Source organism: Arthrobacter sp. efr-133-TYG-104 (genome assembly GCF_030208915.1).
Lineage (GTDB): Bacteria > Actinomycetota > Actinomycetes > Actinomycetales > Micrococcaceae > Arthrobacter.
Window position 1 is genome coordinate 155,829 of record NZ_JARVTA010000013.1, and the last position, 13,509, is coordinate 169,337.

At 62.2% G+C, this 13,509-nt stretch carries 11 protein-coding genes and 1 tRNA gene; 3 read left to right on the forward strand and 9 right to left on the reverse strand.

What is annotated here, in order from left to right:
• The first annotated feature begins 9 nt into the window (after positions 1-9).
• Positions 10-1,821, forward strand: a complete 1,812-nt coding sequence (locus tag QRN04_RS11390) for an AMP-dependent synthetase/ligase (protein ID WP_284976141.1) — start codon at positions 10-12, stop codon at positions 1,819-1,821.
• 111 nt (positions 1,822-1,932) lie between these two features.
• Here the strand turns inward: QRN04_RS11390 and QRN04_RS11395 are convergent, their stop codons facing one another.
• On the reverse strand, positions 1,933-5,328 hold the full coding sequence (locus tag QRN04_RS11395) for a pyruvate carboxylase (RefSeq protein ID WP_284976142.1): 3,396 nt from the start codon (positions 5,326-5,328) through the stop codon (positions 1,933-1,935).
• A 299-nt stretch (positions 5,329-5,627) separates the two neighbouring features.
• Between QRN04_RS11395 and QRN04_RS11400 the strand changes: the two genes are divergently transcribed.
• The gene (locus QRN04_RS11400) at positions 5,628-6,440 is read left to right on the forward strand and encodes a ParA family protein (RefSeq protein WP_284976143.1); all 813 of its coding nucleotides are present in this window, start codon (positions 5,628-5,630) and stop codon (positions 6,438-6,440) included.
• Between the two features lie 85 nt (positions 6,441-6,525).
• Here QRN04_RS11400 and QRN04_RS11405 read toward each other — a convergent pair whose 3' ends face one another.
• From QRN04_RS11405 to QRN04_RS11430, 6 genes are all read right to left on the reverse strand, one after another.
• Positions 6,526-7,119, reverse strand: a complete 594-nt coding sequence (locus QRN04_RS11405; protein ID WP_284976144.1) for a MerR family transcriptional regulator — start codon at positions 7,117-7,119, stop codon at positions 6,526-6,528.
• 233 nt (positions 7,120-7,352) lie between these two features.
• Positions 7,353-7,853 (reverse strand): bifunctional nuclease family protein, encoded by a 501-nt coding sequence (locus QRN04_RS11410; protein ID WP_284976145.1) that lies wholly within the window; start codon positions 7,851-7,853, stop codon positions 7,353-7,355.
• A complete protein-coding gene (gene ftsR / locus QRN04_RS11415; RefSeq protein WP_284976183.1) occupies positions 7,853-8,569 on the reverse strand; it encodes a transcriptional regulator FtsR in 717 nt (238 codons plus the stop codon). Before ftsR ends, QRN04_RS11410 begins: the two co-directional genes overlap by 1 nt.
• Before the next feature lie 23 nt (positions 8,570-8,592).
• A complete protein-coding gene (locus tag QRN04_RS11420) occupies positions 8,593-9,069 on the reverse strand; it encodes an FHA domain-containing protein (protein WP_284976146.1) in 477 nt (158 codons plus the stop codon).
• 136 nt (positions 9,070-9,205) lie between these two features.
• Positions 9,206-9,592 (reverse strand): glycine cleavage system protein GcvH, encoded by a 387-nt coding sequence (gene gcvH / locus QRN04_RS11425; protein WP_284976147.1) that lies wholly within the window; start codon positions 9,590-9,592, stop codon positions 9,206-9,208.
• Between the two features lie 116 nt (positions 9,593-9,708).
• Positions 9,709-10,944, reverse strand: coding sequence for an MFS transporter (locus tag QRN04_RS11430; protein WP_284976148.1), 1,236 nt, complete (start codon positions 10,942-10,944; stop codon positions 9,709-9,711).
• A gap of 170 nt (positions 10,945-11,114) precedes the next feature.
• Here QRN04_RS11430 and QRN04_RS11435 point away from each other — a divergent pair, with 170 nt between their 5' ends.
• A complete protein-coding gene (locus QRN04_RS11435) occupies positions 11,115-11,561 on the forward strand; it encodes a MarR family winged helix-turn-helix transcriptional regulator (RefSeq protein ID WP_284976149.1) in 447 nt (148 codons plus the stop codon).
• A gap of 144 nt (positions 11,562-11,705) precedes the next feature.
• Here QRN04_RS11435 and QRN04_RS11440 read toward each other — a convergent pair.
• Positions 11,706-11,782: transfer RNA gene (locus tag QRN04_RS11440), tRNA-Pro, on the reverse strand.
• A gap of 171 nt (positions 11,783-11,953) precedes the next feature.
• A complete protein-coding gene (gene der, locus QRN04_RS11445; protein WP_284976150.1) occupies positions 11,954-13,504 on the reverse strand; it encodes a ribosome biogenesis GTPase Der in 1,551 nt (516 codons plus the stop codon).
• Positions 13,505-13,509 lie beyond the last annotated feature (5 nt).

The following is a 13,509-nucleotide window of genomic DNA, read 5'->3' on the forward strand; positions in this document are numbered from 1 at the left end:
GGAGCTACCTTGCGCGAATTCAGTGTTCCTCCCCTCGTAAACGTCGCCCCCGAAACCAACATCACGGACCTCCTGATCCGCGAAGCCGCCAAGGCGTCCAACCCACCTTTGTTTGCAAAGCGGGACGGCAACGGCGTCTGGCAGGACATTAGCGCCAGGGATTTCCTTGCCGATGTCAGTGCCTTGGCCAAGGGGCTCATAGCCAGCGGGGTAGGCCCGGGCGATCGCATAGCCATCATGTCCCGCACACGCTATGAATGGTCCCTCGTGGATTTCGCCATCTGGTGCGCCGGCGCGGTCTCGGTCCCCATCTACGAGACGTCCTCCCCCTCCCAGGTTGCATGGAACCTGGGCGACTCCGGAGCGGTAGCGGCCTTCGGTGAGCAGGCCCACCACGAGTCCGTCATCCGTCAAGCCGTGCAAACCGAGGACCTCGGTTCCGTAGCCAACGTCTGGCAGCTCGAAGGTGCGGGCTTGGACGCCCTGCGCGCGGCAGGAGCAAATGTCTCGGATGAAGAGCTCGAGGGTCGCCGGACGCTGGCCGGTCTCACGGATGTGGCAACCATTATCTACACCTCAGGCACCACGGGGCGCCCCAAGGGCTGCGAGCTGACCCACGGCAACTTCGTGGAACTGTCCGAGAACGCCCGCGCGTCGTTGGCGGAGATCATTAACGAATCAGCAACCACCATCATGTTCCTGCCGCTGGCCCACGTCTTTGCACGCTTCATCTCCGTGCTGGCGGTTGCAGGCGGCGTCAAGGTTGCACACACACCGGACATCAAGAACCTGCTCGGTGACCTCCAAAGCTTCCAGCCGAGCTTCATCCTAGCCGTGCCCCGCGTGTTCGAGAAGGTCTACAACTCGGCGCTGACCAAAGCAGAGGATGGTGGCAAGGGGGCCATCTTCCACCGGGCTGCCGAGACGGCCATCGCGTACTCCAAGGCCCGGCAATCGGGAACGCTGGGCATCGGCCTGAAGGTCAAGCACGCTGTGTTCGACAAGCTCGTCTACGGCAAGCTGCGCGCTGCCATGGGCGGCCATGTCTCGCACGCCGTTTCCGGCGGCGGCCCCCTGGGCGAACGCCTGGGACACTTCTTCCAGGGAATCGGCCTGCAGATCCTTGAAGGGTACGGACTGACCGAGACAACGGCACCGATTTCCGTGAACACGCCATCGATGATCAGGATCGGCACCGTGGGCGCTCCGCTGCCCGGTAACTCAGTCAAGATAGCGGACGACGGCGAAATCCTCGCCAAGGGCGTCTGCGTGATGCGCGGCTACTACAAGCGCGAAGACCTCACCGCCAATAACTTCGTGGACGGCTGGTTCCGCACAGGTGATATCGGGGAACTCGACTCCAACGGCTTCCTCAAAATCACCGGCAGGAAAAAGGAAATCATCGTCACTGCCGGTGGAAAGAACGTGGTTCCGGCCCTGCTTGAAGACCAGATCCGCGCGGACGCACTTGTGTCCCAAGTCCTGGTGGTGGGTGATAACCGTCCATTCATCGGCGCCCTCGTGACCTTGGACGACGAAGCCCTCCCCGGTTGGCTGGAACGCCACGGACTGCCTGCCAAGACCACCCTCAAAGAGGCCTCTGATCACCCGGCAGTAAAGGCAGCGGTGCAGGATCTCATCAACAAAGCGAACCAAACGGTGTCCCAAGCGGAGTCCATCAAGTCCTTCCGCATCGTCCCGGCAGACTTCACCGAAGCTTCCGGGCACCTCACTCCGTCGCTGAAGGTCAAGAGAGCCCAAGTGATGAAAGACTTCGATGCCGTCATCGAGGAAATGTATACAGCACCCCGCGCGTCCTAGCTCCCGCTAACCACGGAGGACCCCGTCCGGAAACATCCGGACGGGGTCCTCCTTTTACATCTGGCCCTCTTTTACATCTGGCCCTCTTTTACATCTGGCCCTCAGGGACCCCTAGCCGACCACCAGCAGCAAGTCCCCACCTTGGACTTGCTCAACCGATGAGATCGCCAAACGTGAGACAGTGCCGGCCACCGGCGTCGTGATGGACGCCTCCATCTTCATGGCCTCAATGGTCGCAACTGTGTCTCCCGCTTTGACCTCGTCACCGGCCTTGACGACCACCGTGACGGCACCAGCGAACGGTGCGGCGATCTGGCCCGGCTGGGCAGAATCCGCCTTCTCCGCGGCTTTGACATTGCTGACAACCGAGCGGTCACGGACCACCACCGGGCGTGACTGCCCGTTGAGGGTGCACATGACGGTGCGCATGCCCTTCTCGTCCGGTTCGGAAACGGCTTCGAGCTGGGCGATAAGGCGCACGCCCTTCTCCAGTTCGATCACGTGCTCGGACCCGCGCTGCAGACCGTAAAGGTAGTCACGGGTGTCGAGCACTGAGATGTTTCCGTAAGTGTCGACGCTCTTCAGGTAGTCCTTGGTAGGGCCAGCAAAGAGCAGGCGGTTCAACGTGTGCTGACGTGTCTTGGAGTCACCCTTGAGCGCCGCACTATCCTCTGCACTGATGTCGACGTCGCGCACCTTCACGCTGCGGCCCTGCAGGGCCTTGGTGCGGAACGGCTCCGGCCAGCCTCCGGGAGGGTCACCGAGCTCGCCCGAGAGGAAGCCGATGACGGAATCCGGAATGTCGTAGTTCTGCGGGTTCTCGTTGAAGTCGGCCGGATCGGCATTGAGCCCTACGAGGTGCAGTGCAAGGTCGCCCACCACCTTGGACGACGGCGTCACCTTGACCAAGCGGCCGAGGATGCGGTCCGCGGCGGTGTACATGTCCTCGATGGCCTCAAACTGCTCCCCCAGCCCCAAGGCGATTGCCTGCTGGCGAAGGTTGGATAGCTGGCCGCCTGGGATTTCGTGCTGGTAGACGCGGCCCGTGGGACCCGGCAGGCCGGATTCGAACGGTGCGTACACACGGCGAACAGCTTCCCAGTAGGGCTCCAAGGCACCCACATTAGTCAGGCTGAGGCCAGTGTCCCGGGGCGTGTTGGCCAAGGCGGCGACAAGCGCGGACGCTGCTGGCTGGCTGGTGGTGCCGGCCAGTGAAGCTGCGGCGACGTCGACGGCGTCGACTCCTGCGTCTACGGCAGCGAGCAGGGTGGCGAGTTGGCCGCCGGCAGTGTCGTGGGTGTGCAGGTGAACGGGCAGATCGAAGCGCTCACGCAGGGCCGACACCAGCTTGGCGGCAGCCGCAGGACGCAAGAGGCCCGCCATGTCCTTGATGGCGAGGATGTGCGCTCCGGCGTCGACGATCGTCTGGGCGAGGTCCAGGTAGTAATCGAGCGTGTAGAGGTCCTCGTTGGGGTCCAGGAGGTTGCCGGTGTAGCACAAAGCGACTTCGGCCACGGCGGTTCCGGTTGCACGGACCGCGCGGATGGCAGGCGCCATCTGGTTGACGTCGTTCAATGCATCGAAGATACGGAAGATGTCGATACCCGTTGCCGCTGCTTCGTTGACGAAGGCCTCGGTCACCTCTTCCGGGTAGGGAGTGTAACCAACGGTGTTGCGTCCTCGGAGGAGCATCTGGATACAGGTATTCGGCAGGGCTTGGCGGAGCGCGGCCAAACGATCCCACGGATCTTCGCCGAGGAACCGCAGCGCCACATCGTAGGTCGCACCGCCCCAGGCTTCCACCGAGAGCAACTCGGGCAAGAGCGCCGTGACGGCCGGACCGGCGGCCACGAGGTCGCGGGTGCGGACCCGGGTAGCCAGCAGCGACTGGTGAGCGTCGCGGAACGTGGTGTCCGTGACTGCGACGGCCTGCTGCTCGCGCAGCGCTTTCGCGAACCCTTCGGGACCGAGCTCGCGCAGCTTCTGGCGGGAACCCGACGTCGGGACCGGACCTTCGATGACGGGAAGCTTGCTTGCCGGGTCGGAGTGGACCTTGAGCTCGCCGTTTGGTTTGTTGACCGTAACGTCTGCCAGCCATGTGAGCAGCTTGGTGCCGCGGTCGGCAGAGATGTGGGACGTCAGCAGCTCGGGGCGCTTGTCGATGAAGTCCGTTGCCACGTTGCCGGCGTTGAAGTCCGGATCGGCCAGGACGGCCTGCAGGAACGGGATGTTGGTGGACACGCCACGGATACGGAACTCAGCCAAACCACGGCGGGCGCGGGCTACCGCAGCCGGGTAATCACGGCCGCGGCAGGTCAGCTTCACCAGCATGGAGTCAAAGTGCGGGCTGATCTCGGCGCCCGAGTAGACCGTACCGCCGTCGAGCCTGACACCGGCACCACCGGCGGAACGGTAACCGGTGATCTTTCCAACGTCAGGGCGGAATCCGTTCGCAGGATCCTCGGTGGTGATACGGCACTGAAGGGCCGCGCCCTTGATGGCGACCGATTCCTGGCTCAGTCCGAGGTCCGCCAGCGTCTCGCCCGAGGCGATCCGCATCTGCGCCTGGACGAGGTCGACGTCGGTGATCTCTTCCGTGACGGTGTGCTCCACCTGGATGCGCGGGTTCATCTCAATAAAGACGTGCTGGCCTGCTCGTTCTCCCTCGGTGTCCACGAGGAACTCGACCGTCCCAGCGTTCACGTAGTTCAGGGCCTTGGCGAAAGCGACGGCATCGCGGTACAGCGCCTGCCGGATGTTCTCATCCAGGTTCGGCGCAGGAGCAATCTCGATGACTTTCTGGTGGCGCCGCTGGAGCGAACAGTCGCGTTCGAAGAGGTGCATGACGTTGCCCTCGGCATCAGCCAGGATCTGGACCTCAATGTGGCGCGGGCGCAGTACTGCCTGTTCAAGGAACATCGTGGGGTCACCGAAAGCAGCATCGGCTTCGCGCATCGCGGACTGCAGTGCCTCGGGGAGGGCTTCGCGTGTCTCGACGCGGCGCATGCCACGACCACCACCACCGGCAACGGCCTTGGCGAAGATAGGAAAGCCAATCTCGTCTGCAGCGGCAATCAGTTCGTCGATGTCCTTGGAGGGTTGGCTCGATTTCAGGACGGGAACGCCGGCCTTACGGGCTGCCTCAAGGGCTGCGACTTTGTTGCCTGCGAGCTCCAGCACCTCTGCGGGCGGGCCCACAAACGTGATTCCTGCTGCTTTCGCTGCGCGTGCCAAATCTGGGTTTTCGGAGAGGAATCCATAGCCGGGGTAAATGGCGTCCGCGCCGGCTTCCTTGGCGACGCGGACAACCTCCTCCACGTCCAGGTAGGCGCGGACGGGGTGGCCCGCCTCGCCGATCAAATAAGCTTCGTCAGCCTTCTGCCGGTGGATCGAGTTGCGATCCTCGTGCGGAAAGACAGCTACTGTCTTGGCGCCCAGTTCATAACCAGCGCGAAACGCCCTGATCGCGATCTCGCCGCGATTGGCCACCAGAATTTTCGAAAACATACTTCTCCTGCATCATTGCGGGTGGATCGGTCGGTGGTCACAGTGTGTAGTGCGGCCAGCATCAAACACAAATCTTTGTGGCAACCATCACAATGGAAACGTCATCTGGGCTGTATATGCGTACGCGCGATCCAACACCATGCTATTGCTGCCGAGGCCCCGCGGCTGGCGCGTAGAAAGCGGGAAACCCGGGTCCGGCACCATATGATGTTGAGGGGGCTTCGGCAAGCCCCGGCTCCGGTGCTTCCGGAGCCGAATCAGCGCGATACGGCAATCGGCGTAAGGTTTTGGGTTTTCAAGTGCAAGTAGTGAGCATCAGCAGCCTCAAAGGTGGAGTGGGCAAGACGTCCGTGACTACCGGTCTGGCGTCGGCCGCCCTCGCGGCAGGCATTCCTACTCTGGTTGTGGACCTCGATCCGCATGCCGACGCCACCACGGCGCTCGGCGTGCAGCCTGAGTCCCAACTGGACATCGGCAGGATGCTCAAGAACCCCAGGAAGGCCCGGATCCAGGAAAACGTGGCCGGCAGCAGCTGGGTTTCCAATGGGTCCAGCAACGGCACTTTGGATGTCGCTATCGGTTCGGCGTTCACCGGGATCTACGATCGCCCCGACCTTGGCCGCCGGGACCTTCGGCGGCTCACCGCAGTCTTGGGGGGAACAACCACCAATTACGAGTTGGTCCTCATAGATTGCCCTCCCTCCCTGAACGGGTTGACCCGCATGGCTTGGAGCGCCAGCGACAGGGTTGTCCTCGTCGCGGAACCCGGCCTGTTCTCCGTTGCGGGTACGGAACGGACCATGCGGGCCATCCAACTGTTTCGGCAGGAATTTGCGCCGAATCTGGCCCCTGCCGGAATCATCGCGAACCGGGTCCGATCCGGATCAGCTGAGCACGCCTACCGGCTCGCCGAAATGGAGTCCATGTTCGGGGAACTCCTGCTTTCACCGCACATTCCGGAGCAAGCCAACTGGCAGCAAATCCAGGGCGCAGCCCATTCAGTGCATCACTGGCCCGGAGATTCAGCCAAGAACTCTGCCAAGCTGTTCGACGCCCTGCTCCAGAAACTCTTGACCAATCAGCCTGCTCTCCGGGACCGCCGGCAACGCTAAAGAGTCCCCGCAAGAGCACGGCCTGACGTAAAAAGCCTCCTCCCTGATGGGAAGAGGCTTTTTTCACAACTTTATGGCGCGGGACTTAGCTGATGCGGCGCGCTGCGCGTCGTTTTGTCAGTTCGTCGTCGGGAAAGGACTGCTCCGCTGCATGTTCGCTTGGCAGGGCGGCAAGGCTCCCCTCAACTTCCCTCCATACCCGGCCCACGGCTATGCCGAAGACGCCTTGACCGCCTTGAACGAGATCGATTACCTCGTCAGCAGAGGTACATTCATAGACACTGGCGCCATCGCTCATCAGGGTGATTTGCGCCAGATCTTCAACTCCACGCTCGCGGAGGTGTTCGACGGCGGTACGGATCTGTTGCAGGGAAACTCCGGTATCCAAAAGACGCTTAACCACTTTGAGTACCAAAATGTCGCGGAAGCCGTAGAGTCGCTGCGAGCCGGATCCGGCCGCGCCGCGAACCGCCGGCTCCACCAGGCCAGTGCGGGCCCAATAGTCCAGTTGCCGGTAGGTGATTCCTGCCGCTTTACAGGCGGTAGGGCCGCGGTATCCCGCGTCCTCGTCCAGTACCGGAAGGTCCTCCGTGAAGAGTAAACCTTGGGCGCCGGATGCGGGCGCAGCAATGCCGGTCGAGGCATGCTTCAGCTCGCCTGCTTCGCCTTTCGGACTCACGTGACCTCCTTGTTCTCAGTTCCCTTGGGGACGGTGCCTACCCTGGTCAAAACGCCGAACGCAGCAGCGTCATTCCCGCAAGTCCGCACTCTCAGTGTGACTTGCGCAGGCAGGGTATGCAACGGGAACTTGATACCTCTGACGTTAGGCCCGCAAAGCGGCGAGGTCAAAGACGTTGACAGCAAATTCCGGTCGTGTCGAAAGTTTCACCCTCAACTTCAAGCTTAGGTGCTTCAGCCTTCGAAATCTTCGGGCTCTACATCGTCCAAAAACTCCCTGAAACGGCGCATTTCCCGCTCTTCATCCACGGGATCCGGCTCCGAATCTTCGCCTTCGTCATGTTCAGTGATGCGGACGCCGGCCTCTTCCATGACAGCATCGGCGCACCAGATTCTGCATTTCGCCCGCAAAGCCAGGGCCAAGGCATCCGAGGCCCGTGAACTCACCACGGTGCCGTCGTCGAACTGCAACTGGCCGTAAAAAATGTTGTCTTCCACCGCGACGATATTGACGCTGATAATGGAATGCCCGAGCGACTCAATCACATCCACCAACAGGTCATGGGTCATCGGCCGGGGTGGGACCACTCCTTGTTGGGCCAAAGCGATGGCGCTGGCCTCCGGGGTTCCAATCCAGATGGGAACGTGACGCTCGCCCTTGATCTCCCTGAGCAGGACCAACGGCTGGTTGGACGGCAGTTCGATTCGAACGCCTACAATCTCAACTTCGATCATCAGCTGTCCATCCGCGCGATCCGGTCATGAACAAGCGCTCGATGCAAGGTCAGGCAGAGCTCGCTGATTTCACGCGCAGCCTCCGCTGCGCGCGCTTGGGATGCCGCGTCCCGGCGGGATGCCAACGGTGCAACAACCCGTTCAACGAGCCCGAACTCCCGCTCGGCCGCAGCTTGGAAGGGACGCAAATGCCGTGGCTCAAGGCCGTGACCTTCCAGTTGCACGCATGCTCGGGCCACCTGGAGTGCATGTTCATCGAACTTACCGCCCACGTGGCTGATGAGTCCGAAACTGAGCAAGGATTCCAACAGTGGAACGCTCGCTCCCGACTCGGCACGTAGCTGTTCTTCCGTCAACGCACGCGCCCGGCCCTGGATCTCGGCGGCCATCTCCGCGGAAACCACCCGAGGGGACACAGTGACCCCAGGGGGCAGGTTTTCAGGACGCTCGCCGCGGTCAATGGCATCGAGGTAGTCCTTGATGACTTTCAACGGCAGATACTGGTCCCGTTGCAGCCCGAGGACAAACCGCAGCCGTTCGACGTCGCTGTCCGCGTACTGCCGGTACCCGGCGGGAGTCCGCTTGGGATTGATCAGTCCCTTTTCCTCAAGAAAGCGGATCTTGGACGCAGTCATTCCAGGGAAGTCGTCGCTGAGTTGCGCGAGGACCTCCCCGATGTTGAGGACTTGTGGTCCGCGACGGTCCGGCTGGGCCATAGCCACAGGAAGATTCCCCGGGGTCAGACTTGGCCTGCTGCACGAGCAGGGCTCAGGTAGTAAGTGAGGCGGAACTTACCGATCTGGACTTCGTTACCGCTTTTCAGCTGCACGCGGTCCACCCGGTCATGGTTCACGTAGGTCCCGTTGAGGCTCCCCATATCCACCAGCTCGAAGCCGGCGCCCGATCGGTTGAACTGCACATGCTTGCGCGACACCGTGACGTCATCGAGGAAGATATCAGCATCGGGGTGACGGCCGGCTGTAGTGGTGTCCGCATCCAGCAAGAACCGTGCTCCCGCGTTTGGTCCGCTGTGCGCGATGAGCAACGCAGAGTTTGGCGGGAGCGCATCCACGGACGCCCGCTCTTCGGCACCGAGCCTCGGGGTGATGCTTGGCTCGTCCCAGGTTGGGGTGATGCTGATGGAGGTGGTCTCCGACGTCGGCTGTTCCCCCGCGCCGTTTCCTGCATTGGCTTGAGCCTGTTCGTCGCCAACCATGGGATCTCCTCCTCATCTGCCAGCAGTTCCAAACCCCGCCGGCCACGTCCACCTCCCGGTACCGCCGGGCAAATCGGTTGCTGGCCCGCCGCGCCCTCTCCTGATATGGGAAAACAGCCTGGCGGGCCAGATAACTTTAGCCTACCTGTTGTTCGTACTCCGATGCACTGAGGAGCGACTCCATTGCGTCAGCCTCCGCCAGCTTTATTTCAATAAGCCAACCTTCTCCATACGGGTCCGAGTTAATGAGTGCAGGATCGGAGTCCAAGGCGTCATTGCGCTCTGTGACCTCGCCCGTAACCGGAGCGTAGATATCACTGACGCTTTTGGTGGATTCAACCTCCCCGACCACTTCGTTGCCCGTGATTTTAGTCCCCGGTTCCGGCATTTGGGCATAAACAACATCGCCCAACGCATCCTGGGCAAAGTCGGTAATACCAATCCGCACAACGCCGTCGGCATTTGGAGCGGAAATCCATTCGTGTTCAGCGGTATAGGAAAGTTCTGCTGGAATATTGCTCACGGGCGGCCTTTCATCGGGACGTTGTCGAACCTCGACGGCGGCCCTGCTTCCGGCCACCGCTGAAAGTATAGGCACAGTAGTCCGGCGCTGGCAGTAGTGCCGGAGAGAACCGGCAGTTACACCTGCCGGCGGGGCTGGCGGCTTCCAGCGGTGGCGGCCTCCACGGGGCGATTGTCGACGTCGGACGCGGTCACAGGGGCTCCCGACCCATGGCGCTTAGCTCCGGCGGCCGACAGCATCATCACCACCAGTGCTGCGGCCGTCATGCCGGCTCCTGCCCAAACCGGCGAGGTGTACCCCAGTCCCGCGGAAATAGTGAGCCCGCCGAGCCAGGCGCCCAGCGCGTTACCCAAGTTGAACGCACCGATGTTCGCCCCGGAAGCCAGTGTTGGCGCTGTTGAGGCGAAGTGCATCACCCGCATCTGCAAGCCGGGAACCGTGGCGAAGCCGAATCCGCCCATGAGGGCCAGCGAGAAGACTGTTGCGACGCTGCTGGAGGCGGTAAGGGCAAAGAAGGCCAAGACCACCATCAGGCCGGTGAGGATGAGGAGAAGGGACAGGTCCAAGGCTTTGTCGGCCGCCTTGCCACCGAGGAAGTTGCCGACGAACAACCCGCCTCCGAACAGCACCAAAAGCCATGGAACGGCGCTGGCTGGGAATCCGGAAACTTCGGTCAGCGTGAAGGCTATGTAAGTGAAAGCGCCGAACATCCCGCCGAAGCCAAGGATGGTCACCACGAGGGAAAGCCATACCTGTCCTGAGGTGAAGGCGCCCAGTTCGCTCCGGAGGCCCTGGGCCGGTCCTGTTGACGCCTTGGGAACCCAGAGGGCAATGCCGAGCAGCGCGAGGACGCCGATCGCGGTGATCGCCCAGAACGTGGAACGCCAGCCGAAGCTTTGGCCCAGCAACGTTCCGAAGGGAACGCCTAGGACGTTTGCTGCTGTGAGGCCGGTGAACATGATGGCAATGGCTCCAGCCTTCTTGTTCGCCGGGACAAGGCCTGCTGCCACCACCGATCCGATACCGAAGAAGGCTCCATGGCACAACGCGGCAACGATACGTCCCAGCATCATTGCCCCATACCCGTCGGCAATGGCCGAAAGGAAGTTGCCGATGATGAAAAGTACGAGCAACCCTACGAGGACCGGCTTGCGGGGCAGCCTGGTCACTGCGGCCGTGACGAGCAACGCACCGACGGTGACGCTGAGGGCGTAGCCGGAAATGAACCAACCTACCGAGGCTTCGCTGACGTGGAAGTCGGCGGCAATCTCCGGCAAGAGACCCATGATGACGAATTCAGTCAGACCGATGCCGAATCCGCCGAGGGCAAGGGCGATCAACCCTGCGGGCATGTGAAGCTCCTTGGTTGGTGGTTCCCTCGCGAGTGGAAGTGCGCTTCCGGGAACCGTAGACTAGTAGTTGCAGACGCTTTATATATATTTGCACACGCTAGATACTTGCGCAAGCAACTACCTTCGAAGCTCTGCTGCAGTCCCCAATCGAGCTAGGAGCAGAGCACACCATGGGCATCAAGGACGACGCCGTAGAGATCCGGGCGCAGGGATGGCGAACACTGGCAGCCCTGCACGGAAGCATCGAAACTGCCTTGGAAAAAGCCCTCCAAGCTTCCAGCGAGCTGTCCGTTGTTGAGTACACCGTGCTGGACGCATTGAGCCGCCAGGACGGGTGGCACATGCGGATGCAGCAACTGGCCCGCGCCACCGCGCTGTCAAGCAGCGCAACCACCCGACTGGTCAACCGTTTGGAGGACCGGGGTTTACTCACCCGCATCCTGTGCGCAGACGACCGCCGCGGGATATACACCGAACTCACCGCCCCTGGTCAGCAGTTGCTCGAGGCTGCCAAGCCTGTACACGACGACACCCTGGCTGCAGCACTGGACGCTGCCGGGTCCGTGCCGGAACTTGAGCCGCTCGTCAAGGCTCTCGATAGCCTGCAACACGCGTAGACGGATCGCTCCGATCGTTCAGTGACGCTCGCCCCCAGGTGGGCGGGTGTCACGAACGCCGGCAGGGGCCGGGACATTAAACGACCAAAAGACATTTAACGACCAAAGGCCGGAACCAGCGTTTCCGCATGATTCCGGCCTTATTGGTCGGGCTGACAGGATTTGAACCTGCGACCCCTTGACCCCCAGTCAAGTGCGCTACCAAGCTGCGCTACAGCCCGCTGGTCCACCGTTCTCCGCCTGGGAAATCCTTCGAAAAGTCTCTCCTAAGCAGTCCGGCCGAACCACCTCCAAAAGCTTACACGACGTTGGAGGGTGCCGCGTCCATCGGGGTCAAAGTTGGCTGTGATGACCGTCTCTTTTTCACCACAGCCAACTTCGACGATGAACCCTTAGCGCTTCTTGCCGCGCTTCTCGCGCACGCGCATGTTGACCTCGATGGGTGTGCCCTCGAAGCCGAATGTCTCGCGAAGGCGACGCGTAATGAAGCGGCGGTATCCCGGGTCCAGGAAACCCGTGGTGAAGAGCACGAACTTCGGCGGCCGGCTGGATGCCTGCGTTCCGAAGAGAATGCGCGGCTGCTTGCCGCCGCGGACCGGGTGCGGGTGCGCTGCGACGAGTTCGCCCAGGAACGCGTTGAGGCGACCGGTGGGGATGCGGCGGTCCCAGCTCTCCAGGGCAATGTCCAGCGCCGGAACCAAGCGGTCCTTGTGCCAGCCGGTCTTGGCCGAGATATTCACTCGCGGCGCCCATTCAACGTGCGCCAGGTCTTGATCGATCTCACGTTCGAGGTAGCGACGGCGTTCGTCATCCAACAGGTCCCATTTGTTGAACGCGAGGACCAGCGCACGGCCAGACTCAATGGCCAACTGGAGGATGCGGACGTCCTGCTCGCTGAGCACCTCGTCAACGGCAAGAAGTACGACGGCGACCTCCGCCTTTTCGAGCGCAGCCTGCGTACGGAGCGACGCATAGAAGTCGGCGCCCTGAGCCATGTGCTGACGGCGACGGATACCGGCCGTATCCACGAACCGCCAGGTACGGCCGCCGAGTTCGATGAACTCATCAACCGGGTCACGCGTGGTCCCGGCGAGCGGATCCACCACAACGCGTTCAGAACCTGCAAGCTTGTTCAGCAGCGAGGACTTACCAACGTTCGGGCGACCAATCAGCGCGATGCGGCGCGGACCGCCCGAGCGTTCCACACCCTCTACCAAGGAGTACTCCGGCAGGGTGTCCATCACGTGGTCCAGAAGGTCGGCCGCTCCGCGGCCGTGCAATGCCGATACGGGATACGGTTGCCCGAAACCGAGTCCCCACAGTGCAGCTGAATCTGCTTCCTGCGCGAAGTCGTCCACCTTGTTGGCCACCATGATGACCGGCTTCTTGCTCTTGCGCAGCATCTTCATGACGCCCTCGTCCGTGGCGGTGGCGCCGACGGCGGAGTCCACGACGAAGAGAACAGCGTCAGCCAGCTCCACAGCCATTTCTGCCTGCTCGGCTACGCGGGCGTGGATGCCCTTCGCGTCGTGCTCCCATCCGCCGGTGTCTACCAGCGTGAAGTTACGGCCGTTCCAGTGGGCGGAGTACATGACACGGTCGCGGGTGACACCAGGGGTGTCTTCCACAACCGCTTCCCGGCGGCCGAGAATACGGTTGACCAACGTGGACTTCCCCACGTTCGGCCGGCCGATGATGGCAAGGACGGGATCAAGCTTGAGGGGGCCTTCTTCACCCTCATCGCCGAACTCGCCGCTAAGCAGGGCGGCGTCGTCCTCATCGAGATCGTAGTCCTCCAGGCCCGCCCGGAGGCTGGCGGCGCGGAGCTCCGCCTCGTCGTCGTCCAGTGCCGCCAGGTTCTCAGCCACCTGGTCGGTGCCGGTGGGCGTGTATTCGTCGTCGCCGGCTCCATGGAGGCCGGATTTTTGAGTCGTATCGCTCATTGCAC